Origin of the sequence: Streptomyces albus subsp. albus (genome assembly GCF_000719865.1) — a bacterium.
GTDB lineage: Bacteria > Actinomycetota > Actinomycetes > Streptomycetales > Streptomycetaceae > Streptomyces > Streptomyces albus_E.
Map to the genome: position 1 here is coordinate 22,671 of NZ_JOID01000038.1, position 23,678 is coordinate 46,348.

Annotated in this window: 19 protein-coding genes and 1 pseudogene; 6 read left to right on the forward strand and 14 right to left on the reverse strand. The window is 72.2% G+C overall.

All coding sequences use genetic code 11. From position 1 onward, the window contains the following. Positions 1-45: 45 nt before the first annotated feature. Together pulA and IF83_RS0127170 are read right to left on the reverse strand one after the other, a co-directional pair. The gene (pulA, locus tag IF83_RS0127165; RefSeq protein WP_030548622.1) at positions 46-5,409 is read right to left on the reverse strand and encodes a pullulanase-type alpha-1,6-glucosidase; all 5,364 of its coding nucleotides are present in this window, start codon (positions 5,407-5,409) and stop codon (positions 46-48) included. 211 nt (positions 5,410-5,620) lie between these two features. Next, positions 5,621-7,345, reverse strand: a complete 1,725-nt coding sequence (locus IF83_RS0127170) for a carbohydrate-binding module family 20 domain-containing protein (protein ID WP_030548623.1) — start codon at positions 7,343-7,345, stop codon at positions 5,621-5,623. A gap of 1,055 nt (positions 7,346-8,400) precedes the next feature. Between IF83_RS0127170 and IF83_RS35105 the strand changes: the two genes are divergently transcribed. Both IF83_RS35105 and IF83_RS0127180 read left to right on the forward strand, forming a co-directional pair. Then, positions 8,401-8,733, forward strand: a complete 333-nt coding sequence (locus IF83_RS35105) for a hypothetical protein (RefSeq protein WP_244177225.1) — start codon at positions 8,401-8,403, stop codon at positions 8,731-8,733. Between the two features lie 215 nt (positions 8,734-8,948). Further along, the gene (locus tag IF83_RS0127180) at positions 8,949-10,304 is read left to right on the forward strand and encodes an amidase (protein ID WP_244177226.1); all 1,356 of its coding nucleotides are present in this window, start codon (positions 8,949-8,951) and stop codon (positions 10,302-10,304) included. Between the two features lie 28 nt (positions 10,305-10,332). Here IF83_RS0127180 and IF83_RS0127185 read toward each other — a convergent pair whose 3' ends face one another. The 11 genes from IF83_RS0127185 to IF83_RS0127235 form a co-directional block, all read right to left on the reverse strand. Beyond that, a complete protein-coding gene (locus IF83_RS0127185) occupies positions 10,333-10,632 on the reverse strand; it encodes a hypothetical protein (RefSeq protein WP_030548627.1) in 300 nt (99 codons plus the stop codon). After that, positions 10,595-11,125, reverse strand: a complete 531-nt coding sequence (locus tag IF83_RS0127190; RefSeq protein ID WP_158711116.1) for a hypothetical protein — start codon at positions 11,123-11,125, stop codon at positions 10,595-10,597. Before IF83_RS0127190 ends, IF83_RS0127185 begins: the two co-directional genes overlap by 38 nt. 106 nt (positions 11,126-11,231) lie before the next feature. Then, positions 11,232-11,372: a hypothetical protein gene (locus tag IF83_RS33905; protein WP_158711117.1), complete on the reverse strand. Its 141-nt coding sequence runs from the start codon at positions 11,370-11,372 to the stop codon at positions 11,232-11,234. 28 nt (positions 11,373-11,400) lie between these two features. Beyond that, positions 11,401-11,781 carry a type 2 periplasmic-binding domain-containing protein gene (locus tag IF83_RS0127200; RefSeq protein ID WP_030548631.1) on the reverse strand — a complete coding sequence of 127 codons (381 nt, stop codon included), beginning with the start codon at positions 11,779-11,781 and terminating at the stop codon, positions 11,401-11,403. A gap of 15 nt (positions 11,782-11,796) precedes the next feature. Beyond that, positions 11,797-13,272, reverse strand: a complete 1,476-nt coding sequence (locus tag IF83_RS35385) for a hydrogenase large subunit (RefSeq protein ID WP_030548633.1) — start codon at positions 13,270-13,272, stop codon at positions 11,797-11,799. A 3-nt stretch (positions 13,273-13,275) separates the two neighbouring features. Further along, the gene (locus IF83_RS0127210; protein ID WP_037681633.1) at positions 13,276-14,901 is read right to left on the reverse strand and encodes a proton-conducting transporter transmembrane domain-containing protein; all 1,626 of its coding nucleotides are present in this window, start codon (positions 14,899-14,901) and stop codon (positions 13,276-13,278) included. Next, positions 14,901-15,611: a hypothetical protein gene (locus tag IF83_RS0127215; protein WP_030548637.1), complete on the reverse strand. Its 711-nt coding sequence runs from the start codon at positions 15,609-15,611 to the stop codon at positions 14,901-14,903. Before IF83_RS0127215 ends, IF83_RS0127210 begins: the two co-directional genes overlap by 1 nt. Further along, positions 15,608-16,573 (reverse strand): respiratory chain complex I subunit 1 family protein, encoded by a 966-nt coding sequence (locus IF83_RS0127220; protein WP_030548639.1) that lies wholly within the window; start codon positions 16,571-16,573, stop codon positions 15,608-15,610. The genes IF83_RS0127215 and IF83_RS0127220 overlap by 4 nt, the downstream gene beginning before the upstream one ends. Then, positions 16,570-18,615 carry a proton-conducting transporter transmembrane domain-containing protein gene (locus IF83_RS0127225; protein WP_030548641.1) on the reverse strand — a complete coding sequence of 682 codons (2,046 nt, stop codon included), beginning with the start codon at positions 18,613-18,615 and terminating at the stop codon, positions 16,570-16,572. Before IF83_RS0127225 ends, IF83_RS0127220 begins: the two co-directional genes overlap by 4 nt. Then, on the reverse strand, positions 18,612-19,094 hold the full coding sequence (locus IF83_RS0127230) for an NADH-quinone oxidoreductase subunit B family protein (protein WP_030548643.1): 483 nt from the start codon (positions 19,092-19,094) through the stop codon (positions 18,612-18,614). Before IF83_RS0127230 ends, IF83_RS0127225 begins: the two co-directional genes overlap by 4 nt. 229 nt (positions 19,095-19,323) lie before the next feature. Then, a complete protein-coding gene (locus IF83_RS0127235) occupies positions 19,324-19,674 on the reverse strand; it encodes an ArsR/SmtB family transcription factor (RefSeq protein WP_030548645.1) in 351 nt (116 codons plus the stop codon). Between the two features lie 814 nt (positions 19,675-20,488). Here IF83_RS0127235 and IF83_RS0127240 point away from each other — a divergent pair. From IF83_RS0127240 to IF83_RS0127255, 4 genes and pseudogenes are all read left to right on the forward strand, one after another. Then, positions 20,489-20,830 carry an ArsR/SmtB family transcription factor gene (locus IF83_RS0127240; protein ID WP_030548647.1) on the forward strand — a complete coding sequence of 114 codons (342 nt, stop codon included), beginning with the start codon at positions 20,489-20,491 and terminating at the stop codon, positions 20,828-20,830. Continuing rightward, complete coding sequence (locus IF83_RS0127245; RefSeq protein ID WP_030548649.1) at positions 20,827-22,560, forward strand: SulP family inorganic anion transporter; 1,734 nt, start codon at positions 20,827-20,829, stop codon at positions 22,558-22,560. The genes IF83_RS0127240 and IF83_RS0127245 overlap by 4 nt, the downstream gene beginning before the upstream one ends. Further along, positions 22,557-22,963: pseudogene (locus IF83_RS30740) on the forward strand (pyridoxamine 5'-phosphate oxidase family protein). The gene IF83_RS0127245 and the pseudogene IF83_RS30740 overlap by 4 nt, the downstream one beginning before the upstream one ends. Then, positions 22,963-23,394 (forward strand): ATP-binding protein, encoded by a 432-nt coding sequence (locus tag IF83_RS0127255; protein ID WP_030548651.1) that lies wholly within the window; start codon positions 22,963-22,965, stop codon positions 23,392-23,394. Before IF83_RS30740 ends, IF83_RS0127255 begins: the two are co-directional and overlap by 1 nt. A gap of 75 nt (positions 23,395-23,469) precedes the next feature. Here IF83_RS0127255 and IF83_RS32620 read toward each other — a convergent pair. Beyond that, a partial coding sequence (locus IF83_RS32620) for a zinc ribbon domain-containing protein (protein ID WP_158711118.1) occupies positions 23,470-23,678 on the reverse strand: 209 nt, incomplete at its 5' end.

A 23,678-nucleotide genomic window follows, 5' to 3' on the forward strand; every position in this document is an offset into this window, starting at 1 on the left:
GGGTGGTCCGTTCGCGTCGTCCGGCCCGTGGAACAGGCCGCCGGATCAGCGCTGCTGGAAGACCGCCACCGTGCGGCCCGGGACCGTGAAGGTGCCCGAGTCCCGCTGATACGAGGCCTTCTTCACCACGCTGTCCGCGCCCCCGGCCTGGACCGGGTGAAGGGCGTAGCCCTGGCCGGCCGCCGGGCCCACCTTCTGCGTCTGCTCCCGCGGGGTGGCGTTGAAGACGACCACCAGGTCACCGAGGGCCATGGTGATGACGCCCGGCGTCTCCTCCGTACCGGAGAGCGGGAAGGACAGCCGCTCCCGCACCGCCCCCGCCGTGTCCAGGCTGAACACCGGTTCGGTGGTGCGGATCCGCAGGAGGTCCCGGTACGCGGCCGAGGCGCCCTCGATCTCCGCGCAGCCGGGCCGGAGCCGCTCCTTGGTCAGCAGGGGCTTGGCGAACGGCCACTTGTCCTTGTTGTCGGCGGCCGGGGGCAGGCCGCGGCCGAAGCCGTTGCCCTTCTCGCAGTCCCAGTTCAGGACGTTGAACCAGTCCCCGCTGTCGTAGGAGTTGCGGTCCAGCGACTTGGAGCGGAGCAGGTCGCTGCCCGCCTGGGAGAGCGCCGGGCCCTGGGAGAGCGCCGCGGTGGCCATGGAGAGCACCTGCATCCTCGCCCGGTCGGCCGCCGGGGTGTCCGCCGGCAGCTTGAACGCCAGGGCGTCGTACAGGGTTTCGTTGTCGTGGGCGTCGGCGTAGGCCAGGGCCTCGCCGGGGGCGGCGGCGTAACCGGCCGGTGAGCCGTTGTAGTCCACCTCCGAGCCCTTGACCTTCTTTCCGGAGGAGTCGGTGAAGGAGTAGCCGGCGAGGTTGCCGCTCAGCCCGACCTTGATCAGGTCCTGGTAGTGCAGCAGCCGCGCCTTCTGCTCCGCCTCGCTCCCGTTGGCCGCCGAGCCGTTGGGCTCGGTGAAGAGGCCGGAGCCGAAGCCCTGGATGCCGGGGTCGGCGTCGAACGGGCCGCCGCCGCGCACCGCGTCGCGGGCCCGGTCGCTGAAGGTGGCGATGCCGGTGCCCGCCATGTTCTTCTGCGTGGCCTGGACGAAGCGGGCGTCGTCGGCGATCTCGCCGAAGTTCCAGCCCTCCCCGTAGAGGATGATCTCCTTGCCGTCCACGCCGTCCTTCCCGACGGTCAGCGCGTCGAGCGCCTCGCGGACGGCGAGCATGTTGGCCTTGGGGTGGTGGCCCATCAGGTCGAAGCGGAAGCCGTCGACCTTGTACTCCTTCGCCCAGGTGACGACGGAGTCCACGACGAGCCTGCCCATCATGTCGTGCTCGGGCGCGGTGTTGGCGCAGCAGGTGGAGGTGGCGACGGAGCCGTCCGCCAGCAGCCGCTGGTAGTAGCCGGGGACGATGCGGTCGAGGACGGACTTGTCGTCCTGGCCGCTCGCCACGGTGTGGTTGTAGACCACGTCCATGACGGTGCGCAGGCCGCTCTCGTTGAGGCTCCGCACCATCTTCCGGAACTCCACGGTCCGGCCGGGGCCGTCCGGGTCACTGGCGTAGCCGCCCTCGGGGACGGTGTAGTGCAGCGGGTCGTAGCCCCAGTTGTAGCCGTCCTTGGCGGCGGCCTTCCCGACGCACTCCTGCTGCTTCTCCGAGTCGGCGGGGAGCGCGGCCAGATCGCAGTCCGGTTCGGTGCGGTCGGACTTCCGCTCGGGGATGGTCCCGATGTCGAAGACGGGCAGCAGGTGGACGTAGGAGGTGCCGGCGTCCGCGAGCTTCCGCAGGTGCTTCATGCCGTCCGCGTCGCGGTCGGTGAAGGCCAGGTATTCGCCCGGGTGTTCGTTCGTCGGGTCGGCGGCGGAGAAGTCGCGGACGTGCAGCTCCTGGATCTGCGCGTCGCGCAGCGGGACCGCCTCCGGCTTCTTCAGCGCGTCCCAGCCCTCCGGTGCCAGGGCCGGGTCGGCCAGGTCGGTGACCAGGCTCTCCTTCGAGTCGGCGGTGAGGGCGGTGGAGTAGGGGTCGGTGACCTTGTTGGTGACGAGCTGCTGGACGCTCGGCGCCCAGACGGTCACGGCGTAGCGGTACGGCTTGCCGCGCCAGTTCTTCTTCCCGGCGGCGCTCCAGACGCCGCTGGCGTCGTCGCGGCGCATGGCGATCGTCTCACCGTCCAGTTCGAGGGAGACCTCGCGGGCCGTGGGGGCCCAGACGGAGAGCGACGGGGTGCCGTCCGCCGCGAAGACCGGACCGAGGTCCGCCTTGGTGGCCTCCGCCCCGTACAGGTCGTCGAGGACGCCCGGGATCTGGACGCCGGTCGCGGCGAGCAGCGCGCCGGAGGAGGAGCGCTGGGTGGCGATCAGCTGGCCGCGCAGGGCCTCGCGCACCCGGTCCCGGTCGCGCTCGTCCAGGCGGAAGGCCGGGTACCCGGCGAGATGCGGGTACTTCTTCTTCTGGGCGTCGGTCAGCGCGGCGGGGGCGAGCCGCAGCCACTGCCCCTCCTCGGAGAGGGCGCCGTCCTCGGCGGTGATGCCGCCCCGCGGGTCGTACACGAGCTGCTGGCTGGTGGCGGCGGTGGCCTTCACCTTCCAGACGACGGTGTCGCGGTCGATCCACTGCGCCTCGGCCTTGGTGAGGTCGAGGTCGGGGGCGCCGCCGGTGGCGGGCAGCAGATGGCCCGGCCTGCCGGCGAGCAGCCAGACCTCGTGGCCGTGGGCGGCGAGGTCGAGGGACTGGTCGCTGGGGAGGTCCTTCTCGTCGCCCTTGTGGAGGATGTACGACAGGGAGGTCGCGCCCTCGGCGAGGGGCACCTCGAAGGTGGCGCCGAAGGCGTCCTTCCGCACGGGCTCCAGCGGCTTCGACCACTCGGTGGGCTCGGCCGCGCCGGTCCAGGTGTGCAGGCCCCAGCCGTCGTAGTCGCCGCCGGGACGCTGGTAGTGGATGACGGCCTTGGTCTTGTCCTGCGGCGGGTAGACCCCGGCGGGCCGGGTGCCGGTGAGGCCGTCGTCGCCCTGTTCGACCCACACCTCGCCGGTCTTCGCCAGGTCGATGGTGCGTTCGGGGCCGTCGGCGGTGCCGTCCTTCTCGACGGTGAACTTCAGTTCGGCGGCGCTCTCGTCCTCGCCCAGGGTGATCCAGGCGAAGGCGCCGTAGGCGTCGCGGCCGGTGAAGGCGCCGGTGCGCTCGCCGGCCTTCAGCCGCCAGCCGTCGTAGTCGCCGTCGGCGCGGCGGTAGTGGACGACGGCGTAGTCGCGGTCGACGGCGGTGGGCTTGACGGGCGCGGGGGCCTGCCCGGTGGCGGAGGAGGCGAGGGCGCTCGCGGTGCGGCCCTTGCTGTCCACCACGACGGCCTTGTAGCGCAGGGCTGTTCCGGCGGGGACGGTGTCGTCGATGTGGTGGGTGACCTTGTACGGGGCGTGGTCGGCGCTGCCGAGCACCCGCCACTTCCCGCGGCCGGTCTGGGCGGCGAAGACGACCCGGTTGAGCTGTCCGCCGTCCACGTCCGCGGTGACTTCGACGGTGCCGGTGGCGCCCTTCTCCGGGGCGGTGAGGGTCAGCGAGGGCTTGGCGGCGGGCGCGGCGAGCGGCTTCGCGGCCTTGAGGACGGTCGCGGAGAGCGCCGGGATGGTGACCTCGATCTTCCGGTCGGCGCCGCTGACCACGCGCGCGTCCTCGTAGCCGCCGGGGCCGCCGTGGATCGTACGGAAGGTCATGCGGGCGGAGCCGGTGGGGATCTCGGCGGTCTTCGCCTTGGCGGAGTTGTTGAAGGCGACGATGTACTCGGTCTTCTTCCGGGCGTCCGTCCGCGAGAAGGCATAAACCGACTTGTCGGCAAGACGCTCCGTCTGGATACCGTCGCGCAGCGCCGGGTGCTTCTTGGTGAGCCGCGACAGGCCGGCGATCTGGCGGTAGAGCGGGTGCCGGGTGTCGTAGGCGTCCTCGGCGTGGGTGCGGCCGGTGCCGAGCTGGTCGTCGTCCAGGTAGTCGGCGGTCTTCGAGGCGAAGAGGGTCTGCCGGGCGTCCTTGTCGCCGCCGGGGCCGGTGAAGCCCTGTTCGTCGCCGTAGTAGACGACCGGGTTGCCGCGGGTCAGGAACATCAGTTCGTTGGCGAGCTTCGCCCGCCGGAGCAGCTCCCGGCCGTCCGCCTCCGGGTTGTCCTTCTTCAGGAAGCCCCCGATGCGGCCCATGTCGTGGTTGCCGAGGAAGGTGACCTGCGAGTACGCGTTGGCGCCGTCGGTGGTGTAGCGGTAGTCCTGCGCGAGGACGTCCGACAGCTTGGACGCCTCGGCGCCCTGGGAGGCGTAGGCGCGCGCCGCCTCCTGGAAGGGGAAGTCGAGGGTCGAGTCGAGGCGGCCGCGGGTGACGTACGGGGCGGTGACGGCCGGGTCGGCGGAGTAGACCTCGCCGAACATGAAGAAGTCGTCACGGCCGCGCTTCGCCGCGTAGGCGTCGAGGGCGGTGGCCCACTGCGTCCAGAAGTCCAGGTCGACGTGTTTCACGGTGTCGACCCGGAAGCCGTCGATGCCGAAGTCCTTCACCCAGCGCTGGTAGATCTTCTCCATGCCGCGCACGACCTCGGGGCGCTCGGTCCACAGGTCGTCCAGGCCGAAGAAGTCGCCGTACTCGCCGGACTCGCCGGCGAAGGCGGAGTCGCCCCGGTTGTGGTACATCGCCGGGTCGTTGAGCCAGGCCGGGACCTTCTTCTCGCCCTTGGCCGGCACGGGCGTGTAGGGGAAGGCGTCCAGGTCGACGCCCTTGCGCGGCATGCCCTCGCGGTCGTCGAACGGGCGGCCGTCCTTGTCGAGGTACGGGAAGGCGGCCTTCGGCTTGTAGCCGTAACTCTTCTCCGCGTAGTCGACGGTGTCGGCGGTGTGGTTGGTGATGACGTCGAAGTAGACCTTCATGCCCTTGGCGTGGGCCTTGTCGATCAGCTTCGTGAGCTCGGCGTTGGTGCCGAAGTGCGGGTCGACCCGGGTGAAGTCGGTGATCCAGTAACCGTGGTAGCCGGCCGAGCTGTTCTCGCCCTCCCCCTGCACCGGCTTGTTCTTGAAGATCGGCGCCAGCCAGATGGCGGTGGTGCCGAGACCCTTGATGTAGTCCAGCTTCTCCGTCAGGCCCTTGAGGTCACCGCCCTGGTAGAAGCCCTTGTCGGAGGGGTCGAACCCGGTGTCGAGGCGGCCGCCGGACAGCCCGCCCCTGTCGTTGGCGCGGCTCCCGCCTGCGAACCGGTCCGGCAGAACGAAGTAGAACTGCTCGCGCGACTGGTCGTGGCGCGCGGGCTGCGCCGCCAGCGTCCGGTCGGAGGGCGGTCTCGGGGGCGGCGGTGCCGCGGACGCGGGCTGCGCCGCGGGCAGGACCGCCGCGAAGAGCGCCGCGGCCACGGCCGCTGCGGCCGTTCTGCGACGCGGGGTTCCGGTCACGGGTGACATCTCCTCAGGGGATGGCGGATGGTGCGGTGGGTGCGGTGGGGATGCGCGGCCCGTGCGGGCCCGCGCGAAGCACACCCGGTGGCGGAAGGGGGGCCGGCGGCCGGCCGCGGGAGCACGGCGGGGGCGGGAGCGGCGGCCGGCGGGGCGGCCGCCCGGCCCGACGGGGAGTACGGGCCGGACGGCTGTGCCCACGATGGGCTGGTGGGAGGGGTCAGTCGCGCCAGGTGTCGTTGAGCAGCACGCTGCCGTCACCGCCGACGGTGGCGGTGCGGTTGGCGCCGCTCTCCCAGGTGGCGTTCCCGCCCGCGTCCTTGCGGAGGTACTTGTACTCGAAGGAGGTGCCCGCGGGCAGCGGGACGCTCAGCGACCACACCGGGTAGTCCGCCGGGTCGAGCTTGAGCGCGGCCGCCGGGTCCCAGTCGCCGAGCTCGGCGCGGTTGCCCGTGACGTAGATGTTCTGCCCGAGCACCGTGGTGGCGTTGACGTTGAACGACGCGGCCGCGGCCGGCTCCTCGCCACCGCCGCCGGTGCTGCCGGAGCAGGTGCGGGCCCCGGTGTGCAGGGCGAGGGCGGTGTTGGCGCCGAGGGTGGCGGTGAACTGGCCCGATCCGTTGACGGTCACCGTGGTGCCGCTCTGGACGTCGCAGTAGTCGCCGGACGGGAGCGAGGTCTGGAAGGTGCGGCTGAGCGGCCCGCTCTCGTGGTTGATGGCGACGTAGGCGCTGCTGCCGCGCCCGAAGGCGATGGCGTCGTTGCCGTTGTCCCACCAGTTGGTGACGGCCGTGTTCCCGGCGGTGTTGCGGAAGGCCACCATGCTCCGGATCTCGCGCCAGTCGTGCTGGCACTTCCAGCCGTCGCTGTAGCAGGCGTTCACCGTTCCGCCGCTCGGCGGACCGGCGTCCTTGTTCGTCCACTCGTAGCCGGAGTGGACGTCGGGGGAGCCGTACGGCCAGGCCAGCATGAAGACGTTCGCCAGGGTGTAGTTCGCGCCGTCCTTGTAGCTGAGGGTGTCGCCGACGCGCTCGGTGTCGTGGTTGTCGACGAAGACGGCGGACTTGCCGGACTCCATGTAGCCCCAGCTCTCGCCGAAGTTCTTGAGGTGGGCGAGGCTCTCGTTGTTGAACATCCGCTTGAGGTCGCGGGCGTAGCGGAACTCCTGGACGTCACCGGTGCCCAGGTACTCGCTCGGCGAGACGGCCTCGCCGGCGCCGTGGATGGCCTCCTGCTTCCAGTACGCGTTCGGGTTGCTCAGCCGGGACTTGATGTTCGCCAGGTCGGCGGCCGGCATGTGCTTGGCGGCGTCGATGCGGAAGCCGTCCACGCCGAGGGAGAGCAGGTCGTTCAGGTAGGCGGCGATGCGGCCGCGGACGTAGTCCTCACCGGTGTCCAGGTCGGCGAGCCCGACCAGCTCGCAGTGCTGGACGTTGTACCGGTCACCGTAGTTGTTGATCTCGGAGCGGCAGTCGTCCATGTCGGCGCCCGAGTAGATGCCGGGGTAGTCGTACTTGGTGTACGAGGACCCGCCGGTGCCGGTGCCGGAGCCGGCCGACATGTGGTTGATGACGCTGTCGGCGACGACCTTGACGCCCGCCGCGTGACAGGTGTCGATCATCCTCTTGAAGGCGGCCCGGTCCCCCAGCCGGCCCGCGATCTTGTAGCTGACGGGCTGGTAGGAGGTCCACCACTGCCCGCCCTGGATGTGCTCCTGCGGGGGCGAGACCTGGACATAGCCGTAACCGGCCGGACCGAGGGTCTCGGTGCACTCCTTGGCGACGGAGTCGAACCGCCACTCGAAGAGCACGGCGGTCACTTGCTTGCTGCCGGGGGGCGCCGCCTGGGCCGGGGTGGTGGCGGGTGAGGCGAGTCCGGCGGCCGCGCCCGCCACGAGGGCGAGGGCCGCGGCCAGGGGTCGGCGTCTGCTGACGCTACGGGCCATTGCTTCCTCCTGGGTGAGGAATGGGGGTGGGGGAGCCAGCCTCGTGCGGCAACGCGCCATGCCCTGAAGGCCGATGAAGGTTCTTGCTGCAAGAAACAACAAGACTGTGGATACCGGACGGTAGGCTCCCCGGCCCCTGCGGTCAAGACCCTGGACACAACCCCGTTACAGACCCGAAATCCCGCCACTGTCAGGCAGGTTGGATGCCTGCAAACTCTTTCGCAAAGTATTGCAGCAGTGTTACGTTCAACGATGACTCCGGCCCGGCCGGCCGGGGGATCCGCGAGGCGGGACCGACCTCCGGGCCGCCCGCCCACGGACCCCACGCGCCCGTCCGGCCGGGCCGGTCCCAGGGGGGCAGGGGCCGGCGCGACGGCGGCCGCCCGCAACGGCCGCCATGTGGCGTGGAGTTGTCCGCCACAGCCGCTCCAGGGCCGCCCTCCGCCCGGCCGGGCCCGCGGCGACACTCCGCACCGCGCCGGCCGCCACTCGTCCCCGACGCCGCGATGGTCCGCCCACGCCCTGGCCGCCGCCTCCATGCCCGCGGTCCACGGATCCGGGTCCGCGCCCGCAATCGCCCGCCACAGGCGCGCACTCGCCCGCGCGAAGGCATCCACGGCCGCACGGGGAGCCTCCCGCCAACCGGGGAGTACCGCGGCTCTGCGTTCGGCCTGGCCGGCGGTGTGGCCCCCGGCGATGAGCCAGATCACCCACAGGGCGGGGTCGATCCGCCCCGGCGCACGACTTCGGCCACACACTGTGCCTGACCGCGCACCCGCACCTGGGACGAGTTCACCCACGCCTCCCGAAGGAGCCCGCTGTGACGCATGAAGGCATCGAACTGCGCCACGCCACCGACATCGGCACCGTGTGGAGCACCCTGATCGATGTCTACGCCGAAGTACGCGCCGACCAACTCCACCACCCCCACTACTCGGTGGAGCGGTACGGGGAACGGCTGGCGCGCCACGCCGCCGAACCCGGCTGGGAAGCCGTCATCGGGTACGACGGGGACGAGCCTGTGGGGTACGCCTACGTCAACACCATCGGCCCCGATGACCGCTGGTGGCGCCGGATGGCCACGCCCCTTGCCGGAGGGCACCACCGGCCGGACCACAGTCGCGCTCAAGGAGATCATGATGCGTGTGCCGTGGCGCGGTACCGGTACCGCTCGCCGCATCCACGACGAACTGCTGGCCCACCGACCGGAGAAACAGGTCTCCCTCCTGGTGAACCCGCGGAGTGGCGACGGCAAGGTCAAGGCGCTGTACGAGCGTTGGGGATACCGGGAGATCAGTGTGCAGCGGCCTTCGGCGGACGGGCCCGTCCTCACCGCCATGCTGCGTGCCGTCCGGAAACCCGCGCCGGCGCCCGGCTCCGCCGAGTAGCGTGCGTGCCACCGAGGACTTCCCGCACGCGTACGCCCCGGGCCGGGCCGGGTTCCGGTGGAGGGACCGTGCCACCGCGAGCCCGCGCCCGAAGCCGGAAGGGACGGTCCGAGCCTCCCGGTCCGCACCCCCGGAGATCGTTCCCGGGCCGCTGCGCGAGGCGGGCGCGAAGAGGAGTCGGGCGTGACAGCCGGAGACCGGCGGAGAGGAACCCGGTGGTCGGGACACCTGTGGACGAGGACATCTGTGGACGGCTGCCGGGTACGGTCATCGCCGCCGCCGTCGCGCGGCGCGAGGTGAGCGCGGCCGAGGTGGTGGCCGCCGCGCTGGGCAGGGTGGAGCGGCTGGACCCGGAGTTCCGCGCGTTCCTCGACGTCTGGCCCGAGGACGCGCTCGCCCGGGCCCGCGAGGTGGACCAGCGGATCGCCGCCGGCGAACGGCTTCCGCTCGCGGGGGTGCCATTCGGCGTGAAGGGCCGGGGCGGGATGCGGGCCGCGGCCGCCCGGCGGCTGGTCGCGGCCGGGTGCGTGCCCGTCGGGGCGACCTCGGTGCCCGGGCCCGGGACCATATGGCAGACCTGGGGGCAGGGCCGGGCGGGCCGCACCCTCAACCCGTGGCGCGCCGATCGCTCACCCGGCGGCTCGTCGGCCGGTTCGGCGGTGGCGGTCGCGACGGGCATGGTGCCGCTGGCCACGGGCAGCGACGGGGCCGGCTCGGTGCGGATTCCGGCAGCGTGGTGCGGTGTGACGGGCCTGAAGCTGACGAACGGTCTGCTGCCCACGGCCGACGCCACCGGGCTCGCCGCCCCCGGCGTCCTCACCCGGTGGGCCTCCGACACCGCCGCGTATGTGCTGTGCGTCACGGACATGGACGTGAGCCGCGCCGCCGGCCCCGGCGGTAGCCGTGCCACCGACTCGGGCGGCGGCCGTATCGCCGGCCCGGACGACATCAGCGGACCGGACGTCGGCCAGGCCTCTGGTGGGGGACGCCCGGTCGCCGCGTGGTCAAACGACCTCGGGTTCGCCGAGCCCGATCCGGAGGTGACGGCCGTCGCCCGAGGGGCGGCGGAGCTGCTGGCCGGGACAGGCGTCATCCGGCTCGGCGGCCCCGGTGCGGAGCCCCCGCACCTGCTGGACCCCGCCCCCACCTGGCTCGCCCTGCGCTCCCCCGCGACCGCTCCGTCCCCGTCCCCGGCCTCCTCCCCGCCCTCGCCCCCGGCTGCCCGGCCGGATGACCCGCGCGCCGTGAACGACCGCCGGCTCGCGGACTTCTTCCACCGCGCCGACCTGCTGCTCACCCCGACCACCCCCAACCGCCCGCACGGCCACGAAGGTCCGGGCGAGCGCTACAGCACCGCGCTCACCTGGGCGTTCAACCTCAGCGGCCACCCGGCGGCGAGCATCCCGGCGGGCCACACGGCCGACGGCTGCCCCGTGGGCCTGCATCTCGTCGCCCGGCACGGCGCGGAGGCCCTGCTGCTGGAGGTCATCCGGGCCGCCGAGGAGAGCGCCGGGGGCCGGAGCCGCCCGGCGGCAGGGCCCGCGCACCAGCGCCCCTCCCCGCACCCGTAGCCGCAGACCAGCACGGCCCTCCGCAGCACTACTTCACCGCACCGGCGAAGGTGTCCGGGATCCGGTTGACCACGTCGTTCCGCACCGGAACGAGGCAGAGGACGGCGGAGACGAGCAGCAGGTCCCGGACGTTGCGGCCCGCCGCTTCCGGCAGCGAGGCGTGGAAGACGGCGGGCACGGCGAAGGCCGCGACCGTCAGCAGCAGCGCGGCGGCCAGCCGCTTGGCGAGCCGCGCCCACCGGCCCGGCAGCCGTGCGGGCGGCTCGGCGGGCCGCAGGTCCTCCCACTCCTCACGGCAGGTGTGGAGCAGCAACCGGGCCAGGTCCACCGGCAGTTCCTCCCGCGCGTCCGCGGACGGGAGGACCGCGCGCCGCTTGCACTCGCGCAGCCGGGTGGCGAAGGAACAGGACCAGCACCCGGAGCGCGAACGACGGCGGCCCGTCCGGGAGCGGCGGCACGGCCGTGCCGGGGACCGCGCCCGCCGCCGCTCCCACCGCGTGCGGAGCCGGGCGGCCGCCCGCCACAGCCCGGATCAGCAGGACCGCGTTGAGCAGCAGGCCGCCCGCTGCGAGGGCGGCGGCCCCTGCGGCGGTCGTTCCCTGCGGGCCGCCGGACCCGAGCAGCAGGCCGGCGAGCCAGAGGACGGCCGCGGCGCAGAGGGGGAGCGCCAGCCAGGCGGAGATCTGCTGCAGCTTCTCCCGGTACACCGCGATGACACTGCCACGGACGGCGGCGGCCCGCACCGCGGCCCGGACCGGCGCCGTGCCGGGGCCGGTGAGCGCGGGAGCCGCCGGGCTCTCGCGGCGCACGTCGTCGAGCATCGCGAGGCAGCGTTCGGCCTGCCTGCGCCCCGCGGCGAGGACCCGGGCCGACGGGAGTCGGGCGCGGCTGGCCGGGCTGAGGAGCCACATGGGTCCGCGCGCCGCGCTACGCGGCCGTTTCCCGGCAGAAGCGCGGCATCGGCAGGACGGGGAGGTCCGCCACGGGGAGACCGCCCCACTCCGCCTGCTCACCCTCGCGCCGCACCAGGCACAAGTCCGTCGCGAGGATGGGGGTGCGGTCGAGCAAACCGTGGCGTCCAGCGTTTCCCCGGTGGTCACGAGCACGAAGGCGGCCGCCTCCGGATCGGAGTGGACGACACCCTCCAGGGAGCCGTGCAGCTCACGACTTCGGTGTCCCGCGGGCCGCGGGTGGCCCGCGCCCAGCGTCCGGCGGTCGCCGGGTACTCGGTGCAGAGGCGGCGGACCGGGGTGTGGCCGGGGGCCGTGGCGTAACAGACGCAGGAGGGCCGCGCGGGCGCCAGCGACCGGATGTCCAGAGCCCGGCCCGTGGAGAGCGCGGCTTCGACGGCCATGTCGTAGCCGGTGAAACCGAGGTCGGCGATGCCGCGGGCGACGAGCACCGGCACGTCCGTGCCCCGGCAGTGGATCAGGGTGTCGCCGCTCTCCAGCCGTTCCACGAGGGTGCGGGGGCTCACGGGGCTCATGGACACTCAGAGGTCGTTGCCGGCGTAGGAGAGATTGAAGCTCTTGTTGGTCAACGGGAAGTCCGGGACGATCGTGTCGTTCAGGGCGACCGGCAGCGCGGGCCAGTTGAAGAAGGACGGGTCGACGGGCTTGACCCGCTTCAGGGCGCCGTCAGCGGCGAGTTCGACGCGGGTGGCGATGGTGCCACGCCAGCCCTCGACAAGGCCAACACCCGTGCGGGGGCCTTCTTTGGGCGTGGCGGTGGGGCCGACCGCGCCGGTGGCGACGCAGTCGCTCAGCTCCCGGATCAGGGCGAGGGAGGCGTCGATCTCCTCGGCGCGGACCAGGAAGCGGGCCAGGACGTCGCCGGTGGTGTGCACGGGGACACGGGTGGGCTGCCCGTGCGGGGCGAAGGGGTGAGCGATGCGAGCGTCTGGGCGCAGGCCGCTGGCGCGGGCGGCATAGCCGAGGCAGCCGATGTCGCGGGCGGCCTCGGTGCGCAGGATCGCGGTGCCGGTGAAGCGGTCGTGGACGGTGGAGTGGCCCAGCGCCAGCCGGACGATCTCGTGGATGTCGGCGCCGATGGCGTCCATTTGGTTGTGGCTGGGCAGGTGGTGCAGGGCGCTGCCGCCGGGGACGACGCCGCCGCGCAGCAGGCGGTGTCCGGTCACCGTGTGGTTGAGGCGCAGGAGTTGTTCACGCACACGCTGAGCATGGGAGTTGAGGATGCCGTGTCCGACGTCGTTGCAGAGCATGCCCAGGTCGGCGACGTGGTTGTGGAGGCGTTCGAGTTCGAGCAGCAGGGCGCGGGCGCACTGGGCCTGTTCGGGGACGACGGCGCCGGTGGCCTCCTCGACGGCCAGGCAGTAGGCGAGAGCGTGGCCCACGGCGGTGTCGCCGCTGATGCGTTCGGCGAGCGGGAGTCCGGCCGCCACCGAGCGGCCCTGGAAGAGCTTCTCAATGCCCTTGTGGACGAACCACAGGCGGGCCTTGAGCTTGAGGATCGTCTCGCCGACGACGGAGAACCGGAAGTGCCCGGGTTCGATCAGCCCGGCGTGCACCGGCCCGACGGGAATCTCGTACACGCCGTCGCCGGTGACCTCCAGGAACGGGTAGGGCCCTTCCTGCTCGCCGAAGGCCGGCGGGGCCCCGGCGTCGGGGTGCATCGGGTACCAGCCGCGCGGCCAGTGGAAGTGGCGTACGAGCCGTCTGGGCTGCGGGTGGTCCAGGGGCACGATGCCGTGCAGGTCGTGCATCTCGCGTTCGAACCGGCCGGCGGGGAAGGAGAGATGGGCCAGGCTGGGCACCTCGGGCCGGGCGGGGTCGAGACGCACGTGGAGCTCGATGCGGGTGTCGGGCGGTCCGGAGACGAAGAGATACACGATCCGTACGGCGTCTGCGTCGTGGTGGGTGGCGACCAGGGCCAGGCGGTGCCCCTCGCGCAGCAGCGCCTCGGCCCGCTTGGGGAGTTCGGCGGCGTTGACGTCGTGCACGGTGCGCATCACTCAGGGCCTTTCGAGGACGGCGGCGGCCTGGGTGAGCAGGTCGCCCAGCGGGCCGGCGGCGATACCGAGGGCGGCGCAGGCCACCAGACCCATCACGAGGGGCCACACGGCGGAGGGGCTTTCCCCGGTCGGCTCCCCGGCTCCGAGCAGCATGCGTGCGGTGCGGGCGGCCAGCGCCGCGAAGGCGATCAAGACCAGCAGCAAGGCAGTGGCCGTGGCCCAGCCCGGTCCCGCTCCGGCCGCGAATCCGGCGCGGGCGATGCCCAGTTCGGAGGCGAAGAGGCTGAACGGCGGGAAACCCAGCAGCGCGACGATGGCGAGCCCGAACAGCCCACCCAGCCACGGTGATTGGGCGAGCAGTCCGCGCACCCGCCCGATCTTTGACGTACCTCGCAGATACAGGATCTGCCCCGACGCGCAGAACGCGGTGGCCTTGGCCAGCCCGTGCCCGGCGATGTGCAGCAGGGCGGCGGACAGGGCGAGCGGGCTGCCGATCGCCGCGGCCAGGGCGACCAGGCTCATGTGCTCCATGCTCGAATAGGCCAGCATCCGCTTGTAGTCCCGCTGGGCCAGCAGCAGCCCGGCCGCAAGCGCGAGGGTGAGCAGCGCGATTCCGGCCAGCAGGACCCGGGTGAAGTCCGGGCCGAGGGCGGCATCCGCGATGACGCGGTAGCGCAGGATCGCGGCGAAGGCGACGGCCAGCAGCACCCCGGACATCAGCGCCGAGACCGGGGCAGGGGCCTGGCTGTGGGCATCGGGCAGCCAGGCGTGCAGCGGCACCAGGCCCGCTTTGGCACCGTAGCCGAGGACGACGAGGGTGATGCCGAGCCGGGTGACCGCCGGATCGAAACGGTCCGCGCGGGCAAGCAGAGTCGGCCAGTCCAGCGCCCACGTCTCCGCGATACCGGCCTGCCGGGCGGCATAGTAGAGGAGCACGGTGCCGAGGAAGGCGAGCGCGATCCCGGCCGAGCAGATCACCACGTACTTCCAGGCGGCCTCGACGGAGGTACGGGTGCGGCGGTGGCCGACGAGGAACGCCGTGACGACGGTGGTCGCCTCGATCGCCACCCACAGCACGCCCAGGTTCGCGGTCACCACGGCCAGGCACATGGAGCCCAGGAACGCCTGGACCAGGACGTGGTAACGCCACACGGTCCATGCCGTCGCGCTCCCAGCGGCCCGTTCCCCCGCCAGATGGGCGGGCGCCGAGGCACAGGCGACGACGGCGACGGCGCCGACGACCAGCAGCATCCAGACCGTCAGCGCATCAGCACGCAGCAGCCCGGAGTACGCGGACACGGACCCGCCGTCGACGCGCTGACCGGCCAGCAGCGCCGCGCAGCCGAGAATCACCGCCGGGGAGGCGAGTGGGGCCCAGTCGGCGCTATGGCGTCTTCGTGCCGGGGACTCAACCAGCGGCTCCCCGGCGTCTGCTGCTTTCCCCGTGTGCGACGGGCCCGTAGCCACTCCCACAGCGACGGCTTTCTTGGCCGGCCGCGGTTTCTCCACACGCTGCGGATGAGGCACTTCACGCCTGACGAGGGCGGTCAGCGCGTACGCGGCGGACACCGCCAGCGGTACGGCGACGGGCGCGGTGAGCAGGAGCGCGGTCGTGGCAGAGGTCATCAGTCGTGCAGCTCCCGCAGGTCGTCGATGTCGGTGGTGCCGAACGTCTCCCGCACCCGCACGGTGAGCACCTGCAGGACCAGGACGGCGAGCAGCACATCGAAGGAGACGCCGAGTTCGACGATCAGCGGCACCCCTGAGGCGGCCAGGAACGCGGTGGCGGTGATGCCGTTGTCCAGCAGCAGGAACCCGACCACCTGGGCCAGTGCGCGGCGCCTGGTGACCAGTACGAAGAAGCCGATCAGTACGACCGCCAGGCCGACCGGCAGGGCACGGGTGGCCGGGGTCGGATCGAGCTCGACTAGGGGGCTGGCGACGGCGTAGGCGAGCAGGGTCAGCGCGGCGGCGGTGAGCAGGGACGCGGCGACGTTGACCAGCGGCTGGGTCTCGCGCGCCTCCTCGCTCCCGCCGTGCCTGCCGAGCCCGCCGTCCCCGCCGTCCCGCTCCGCGACGAACGCTCTCAGGGCACGGCGGATCAGGTACGGCAGCAGGCCGGCCCGCAGGGCACCAATCCCCATGGCCACCACGATCAGGCCCCACCGGTCCTCGTGCAGCCCGAGGATCAGGGCGATGGCCGCGAGCGCGACACCCTGGAGGGCGAAGAGCCGTACGATCGCGGCGAGTTCGCGCCGCCACAGCACCACCACGGCGGCCAGCAGGAACGCCCCGCAGGCCAGATCGAGCAGCTGCGTGAACAGACTCTCGCTCACCACTGTCCCCCCTCTCCGCCCAGGAAGTACGAAACGGTCACCGCGAGCAGCGCCAACAGGAAGGAGCCGGCCAGGAGTTCGGGTACGCGGAACAGCCGCACCTTGGCCCAGAACACCTCCGCCGCCGCCAGCGCCATGCCGAGGACCATCACCTTGAGCACCACCAGCGACAGGGCCAGCAGCACGGCCATGAGCGAGGCGCTGGTGGCGATCCCCCACGGGGCGGACAACGAGGCCAACAGCCCTAGCAGCACACTCAGCCGCAGCTGGGCACCGAACTCGACCAGCGCAAGGTCCGGGCCCGCGTACTCCAGCACCATGGCCTCGTGGACCATGGTCAGCTCCAGGTGGGTGGAGGGGTTGTCCACCGGCAGCCGGCCGCTTTCGGCCAGCACGGCGACGGCGAGCGCGGCGATGGCCAGCAGCCCGGCCGGGGAAGCCAGCCGGGCGGGCTGGTCCGCTGCCCCGGCGACGATGACCGGCAGGTTGGTGGACCCGGCCGGTATCGACAGCGCGAACACCGCCATCAGAATGGTCGGTTCCACCAGCGCGGCGATGGTCATCTCCCGGGAGGCGCCCATGCCGCCGAACGCGGTGCCGGTGTCCAGGCCCGCGAGCGCCAGCGCCAGCGTGCCCAGCGCCAGCAGCGCCACCACCACGATCAGATCCGCCCGCCCCCGCACCGGCGTGTTGGTGGAGATCAGTGGCACCAGGACGGCCAGCACCAGCGAGGTGGCGACCAGGAGCAGCGGCGCCCAGCGGAAGGCGGGGCCGGTGCCGACGGGGGTGATCGGTTCCTTGCGCAGCAGTTTGCGTACGTCCCGCCACGGCTGCAGCACCCCGGCCCCGGCCCGCCCCTCCAGGCGGGCCCGGGTCTGCCGCATCAATCCGGTCAGCAAAGGCGCGCCGACCACCACCGCGCCCACTTGGAGGACGATCGCCGTGTATCCGACCGTGTTCACCAGCCCACCACCAGCACCACAAACAGGGCGACCAGCCCGAAGAAGCCGTAGCCGAGATAGGCGTGCACGCTGCCGCCCGCCAGCCGCCGCGCCGACTGCCCGGCCGCGGCCAGCAGGTCGAGTACCGGCCGGTACAGGCGGTGCTCGATCCGGTCGGGCACCAGGTTGCGGAACTTCACCCGCTCCACGAGGTACGCCGACTCGCGCACCGGCGTGACGTCCACGTCCTGCTCCGGGGCGAGCACGTCGTCGAAGACCCGCTGCAGCGGTTCTGCGAACGAGGTGGCCGTATAGGCCATCCGCGGCGTCGGCGCCCCGCCCCCGCAGTCCCACAGCCTTGCCTGCCTGCGCCGCTGCCGGCGCCGCGCCGCCCAGCCCGCCGTCGCCATGACCGCGCCCAGCGCGACCACAAGGGCCGCCACCACCCACAGCGGGGAGAGCGTGGCGGACACCTCCTCCAGCCGCACCCGCAGCCCGCCGCCGGACACCGGCCGCGTCCCCGCGAACCCGACCGCCGCGACCGCGCGGTCCAGGCCGTCGCCGAGCAGGCCCGGCACCAGGGCCAGGGCCGCGCACAGGGCCGCGAGCAGCCCCATCCCGGCCAGCATCAGCACGGGCGATTCCTTGGCCGCGGCGGCTCCTTCACCGCGTGGCCGGGCGAAGAAGCCCACGCCGAGCGCCTTGACGAAAACCGCCGCCGCAAGGCCCGCCGACAGGGCGATCACCGCCACCGCCAGGGGCAGCACGATCGCCGTGGTCACCCCGGGCACGGCCAGCCCGTGGATCATCGACTGCAGCAGCAGCCACTCACTGATGAACCCGTTGCCGGGCGGCAGCGCCACCGCGCCCAGCGCACCGATCGCGAACAGCCCCGCCGTGAACGGCATCCGGGCGCGCAGCCCGCCGAGGAGATCCAGGTTCCGCTCTCCGGTGGCGCGAAGCACCGAGCCTGCCGCACCGAACAGCAGGGCCTTGAAAGCGGAGTGGTTGACGACGTGCAGCAGTGCGGCGGCCAGCGCGAGTCCGGCCAGCGCCTTGTTCCCGGCGTGGTGGAACAGTCCGGCCGCGCCCACGCCGAGCACGACGAGCCCCATGTTCTCGCTCGTCGAGTATGCCAGCAGCCGCTTGATGTCCGAGGCCATCGCGGCCTGCAGGATCCCGTACACCGCCGACAGCCCGCCCATGGCCATCACCAGCAGCCACCACCAGGCCGGCCCCCCGCCGAGCAGGTCGAACCCGACGCGGACGAGGCCGTAGATCCCGAGGTTGACCATGGCCGCGCTCATGAGCGCCGAGACGGCGCTGGGCGCTTCGGGATGCGCCCGCGGTAGCCAGGCGTGCAGCGGCACCAGGCCCGCCTTCGACGTGAACGCCACGGCGGCGAGCACGAACACCAGACCACGCACGGCCGGCGACATGGCGCCAGTCCCGGAACGCAGGGCGGCGAAGGTCTCGCCGCGGGCCTGGGCGGCGTAGACCATGAAGCCGACCAGGAGCAGGACAAACCCCAGGTGGGTCATGACCGCGTACCAGACGGCCGCCTCCCGCACGGAAGTCCTGGCACGGTACTCGGCCAGGACGAGGAGCAGCGAGGTGAGCGCCATCAGCTCCCACAACAGCAGGAACGTCGAAACCGAGGCCGCCGCCGGCACCAGGACCAGGCTCAGTGCGAACAGCGCCAGCACCGCCTGTGCGCCCCGCGAACCGAGCCCGTGCGCCCCATGCGATCCGTGCCCGGCCACATAGCCCACGCCGTAGACCGCCACCGCCGCCACCACGGCCCCGGCCACCGCCATGAACAGTCCGGACAGCGCGTCCACCGCCAGGTGCGCCCCGGTCAGCGGAATCAGCCCGGGCACATGGGCCGACCACCGGCCTCCGCCCAGTGCAGCCACACCCGCTGTGCCACCGGCCACCCCCACACCCGCCGTCAGGACACCCGCCACCGCACCGCGCATCCACTGCGGCAGGACCAGCCCGGCCGCAGCGCCCGCCACTGCCAGTGCGGTGGCCGCGGCGAGGGCGGCCGGAATCAGGCTCACCGTCCGGTCACCCTCCGCAGCGCCGCGACGATCTTCTCCGGCTCCGGCGGGCACCCCGGCACCGCCAGATCCACCGGCACGACATCGGAGACGGCGCCCTCGACGCCGTACCCGCCCGCGAACTCCCCGCAGTTGATCGCGCAGTCGCCGACCGCCACCACCAGCCGCGGCTCACCCATCGCGGCGACCGTGCGCCGCAGCGGCTCGGCCATGTTCCGGGTCACCGGCCCGGTCACCAGGGCCACGTCCGCGTGCCGGGGTGAGGCGACCAGCCGGGCACCGTAGCGTTCGGCGTCGTAGACCGGGTTGAAAGCACCCGCGATCTCGATCTCGCAGCCGTTGCAGGAACCGGCGTCCACACAGCGCACCTGCACCGAGCCGCCGAACTCCTCGGCTGCGGGCGGCTGTTCGCCCTCCGGCTTTGGTGGGGAGGGCTCGGCCACCCGCCCGGTGTCGCGGATCTTGCGCAGCAGACTCATGACCGCCCCTCTCCTGTCGCTGGTGAGGACTTGCTTCCGCAGGGTGGCTAACGGGCTTTCCCGAAGCCGGAGTTACGCTACTTTTCCTACTTTTTACCGAGTTTGCATCGTTCGTTCGGGTTAGGGCGTATACCCCGTGAGCCGGGATCCGCGGGGTGAAGGCGGCCGCCTCCCGCACCACAGAGCGCTGTCAACTCTGAAGGAGACGGCCGCCGATCGAGGGCCGTCGCTACGACGGCGGTTCCGCCTCCGCCTGGGCGGCCTGTAAGTCAGCCAGCAGTTCGGCCTGCCCGGCGAGCACGCCGGACAGGACGGTGCGGGCGACCCCGAACAGTTCGGCGATGTGCGGGCTGGTCAGCGCGTAGTACACGGTCGGCCCCTCCTTGCGGGTCACCACCAGATTCGCCCGCCGCAGCACCGCAAGCTGCTGCGACAGGTGCGCCGGCTCGATACCCACCACGGGCAGCATCTCCGCCACCGCGTGCTCGCGCTCGCTCAGCAGCTCCAGCACCCGGATGCGCGCCGGATGCCCCAGCGTCTTGAAGAACTCGGCCTTCAGCTGGCACAGCGGCGTACTCATCGCGCCGTCGCCTCCCCGGCACAGCAGCACGGCCGCACCGGCCGGTCCCCGGCGCATCGCATCCACCTACTCGTCAAACACACGGACCCCATCCTCAAGTGCGGCGACGGTCACGCCGAATCCGCGCACGAGAACCGAGCCGCCCGAAACCAGCGGTAACGACCTCAGCAATTGCTGAGATTAGCAAGTCCATACGTGGCATGAGGAGGGTTGCGTGAGAATCATTCCGCTGCGCGGCGCGAGCGCCGCCTGGTACAAGTGCTCCGCGTGCCGCCTCCCCACCGCCGTCGGCCCGGATGGCTGTCGCACGGCGTGCCGTCACGCCCGACAGCCCCTGGTCTCTTTCCCCCGCCCACCCGCGCCGAGCGCCCTTCGTCGCCCGCCTCGTGCCTCCGTCCCCGAACGCCGCGGCGATCACGGCCGCGGCTCCGCCCGGCGTGGCTGTGGTTGGCGCCCGTCTGCGCAACGTTCACGGCGATCGGCAGTTGGCTCACCGCGCACGGCTACGGCAGCCCCGAGCATCCGGTCGCCGTGATCGCCGCGGGGCGGGCAATGGCCGGACGGCAGGTTGCGCCCCGCGCTGAAGTCCAGCGTGGTCAAGAAAGCCTGATCCGCGACGGGTGAGGGGCACCGCCGTTCACCCGTCGGCAGCCCTGTCCCATACCCATCGTCCGGTCACCCAGGCGACAAATGAATGCTTAATTGCAAAATTTCGCAATTCGTTAGATGCTGTGTTGGCTGTGTCCGTAGGTAGCCGCGGGCACAGCCTTCGCTTGCCCCCGGGGTGGGGCGCTGTTCGGGAAGTCGAGGGGTCGTGTCGGTTCCGCTGTACCAGGCCAAGGCAGAGTTCTTCCGGATGCTGGGGCATCCCGTGCGGATACGGGTGCTGGAGTTGTTGCAGGACGGGCCGATGCCGGTACGGGAGCTGCTGGCCGCGATCGAGGTGGAGCCCTCCAGCCTGTCCCAGCAGCTGGCGGTGCTGCGCCGCTCGGGCATCGTCGGCTCGAAGCGCGAGGGCTCGACGGTGGTGTACGCGCTGGCGAGCGGGGACGTCGCGGACCTGATGGTGGCCGCGCGCCGGATCCTGACCGAGATGCTCACCGGGCAGAACGAGCTGCTGGCCGAACTGCGGGAAGCCGAGGCCGCGGCGCGATGAGGATCTCCTTTGGCCGGGTCGCTGCCCGGTTCACTTCGCTGCTGCCCGGCCGTGCCGATCTGGCGGAGATACGCCGGGACCCGCGCCGGGACCTGCTGGCCGGCCTCACGGTGGCGGTCGTCGCGCTGCCGCTGGCTCTCGGCTTCGGCGTCTCCTCCGGGCTCGGCGCGGAGGCGGGGCTGGCGACCGCGGTCATTGCCGGTGCGCTCGCCGCGATCTTCGGCGGGTCGAATTTGCAGGTGTCCGGGCCGACCGGCGCGATGACGGTGGTGCTGGTGCCGATCGTCGCCGAGTACGGGCCGGGCGGGGTGCTGACCGTCGGGCTGATGGCCGGCGTCATGCTCGTCGCGCTCGCGGTGCTCAAGGCCGGTAAGTACATGCGGTACGTGCCTGCCCCCGTCGTCGAAGGTTTCACCCTCGGCATCGCCTGCGTCATCGGACTGCAGCAGATCCCGAACGCCCTTGGTGTGCCCAAGCCCGAGGGGGACCGCGTCCTCGTGGTGACCTGGCACGCGCTGGATGAGTTCGCGAAGAACCCGAACTGGACCGCCGCCGCCTTCGCCCTGGCGGTCGCCGCCACCATGCTGATCGGCGCCCGCCTGCGGCCCACGATCCCTTTCTCCATCCTCGCGGTGATCGCGGCGACGATCGTGGCGCAGGCCGCCGGCCTGGATGCGGCGAAGCCGATCGGTGACCTGCCGTCCGGCCTGCCCGCGCCGTCCCTCGCCTTCTTCGACCCGGGCGCGCTCGGCTCCCTGCTCGCCCCGGCGGTCGCAGTGGCGGCCTTGGCCGCCCTGGAATCGCTGCTGTCGGCGTCGGTGGCCGATGGCATGACGGTCGGGCAGAAGCACGACCCGGACCGTGAGCTGTTCGGGCAGGGCCTGGCCAACATCGCCTCCCCGCTGTTCGGCGGCGTCCCCGCCACCGGCGCGATCGCACGGACCGCGGTCAACGTCCGCACTGGCGCGAGTTCCCGGCTGGCCTCCCTCGTCCACGCCGCGGTCCTCGCGGTGATCGTCTTCGCGGCGGCGCCCCTGGTCTCCAGGATCCCGCTGGCCGCGCTGGCGGGCGTGCTGCTGGCCACGGCGATCCGCATGGTCGAGGTCGGCTCGCTGCGGGCGATGGCGAAGGCGACCCGTTCCGACGCGCTGGTCCTCGTCCTCACCGCCGTTGCGACGCTCGCCCTCGACCTGGTGTACGCGGTGATCATCGGCCTGGTGGTCGCGGGAGCCCTCGCCCTGCGTGCGGTCGCCAAGCAGGCCCGTCTCGAAGAGGTCCCCCTCGACCATGGTGACCACAGCGCCGAGGAGCATGCCCTGCTGGCCGAGCACATCGTGGCCTATCGGATCGACGGGCCCCTGTTCTTCGCCGCCGCCCACCGCTTCCTGCTGGAGCTGGCCGAGGTCGCCGACGTCCGCGTGATCATCCTGCGCATGTCCCGGGTAACGACCATCGACGCCACTGGCGCCCTGGTCCTCAAGGACGTGGTGGACAAGCTGAACCGGCGCGGCATCGTCGTCATGACCTCGGGGATACGCGCCGGCCAGCGCCAAGTCCTGGATTCCGTCGGCGCGCTGGAGCTGCTGCGTCTGGAGGGGCGCGAGTACGCCACGACGCCGGAGGCGATCCAGGGCGCGCGCACCTACGTGGAGTGCGCCGGTGTCATGCCGCCGCTGCCCGCCCAGAAGTCGCGGCCCGTCAGCGAGGAAACAGAGGAAACCGTTGGATGAGCACTCCGCCGGCATCGCTGCGCATGGTCGAGGTCTCCGGGGCAGAGGCCCTGTGGCTGCTGGAGGGCAGCACGCTGGGACGGCTGGTGTACACGCAACGGGACCAGATGGTCATCCGGCCCGGCTGGCACACATGGGAATACGGCCGCCTGGTGGTGGCACACCCGGCCCGGCCGTCGCGGTGCCGTCCACCGCGACGTACCACGTGGACGAGCTCCGCACGGCGACCGGCACCGGTTGGACGGTCACCGTCGCCGGCCCCGTCGACGTGATCACCGATCCCGACGAGGCCGCCCACTACCAGCGCAGCCTGGCCGGCTGGACCCATGGCCCGCACGACACGCTGCTGCGTCTGCACCCCAAGTCCGTGACCGGATTCCGCCTCGCCCGCGCGGAGAGGTGATGAGCGCCCGGCTCGAAGCCCTGTCCCACCGGCACGTGCTGACCCTGCCGACCATGCCGTCCGCGGTCCGCACTGCCCGGGAGACCGCCCAGCAGGCCCTGGCCGAGTGGGGCATCGACCCGCGCCACCCCACCATCGGCCCCGCTCTGCTGATCCTCAGCGAGCTGGTCACCAACAGCGTCCGGCACGCCGCGGTGCTCTCCCCGCAGGTGACCGTCATCTACGCGGCGGGCAAGGGCTGTCTGGCCTTCGCCGTGCACGACCGTCACCCCCACCAGCCGCCGCTGTACGGCGCGGTCGCCGATGTCGGTGGCGGCGGCCTGGCCACCGTCATGGAGCTCACCCTCGGCCTGAGCGGCACCGCGGTCGTCCGAGGCGACGCTGACGGCAAGGGCAAGAGCATCTGGATCACCCTTCCCCTGTCAACTTGACCCGGCCCTAAAGGACCGGGCTTGGAGGTAGCGTCCAACTGGCTGCTGGGTTGGCTCCTCCGTCCAGACACCCCGTTATGGGGTGGCAGGGACGCGTGACTCACGCCCCGCGTTCCACACGGTCTCGCCACGGGTGGCGGTGTTGTGGGAAGAGTTCCGGTCGGCGTGGGCAACGACCCCGCACTCCCGGCAGATGAAAAGCCCCTGGTCGACACGGTTGCGCTTGTCGACGTGGCCGCACTCGGCGCACGTCTGCGACGTGTACGCGGGATCAACGAAGACCA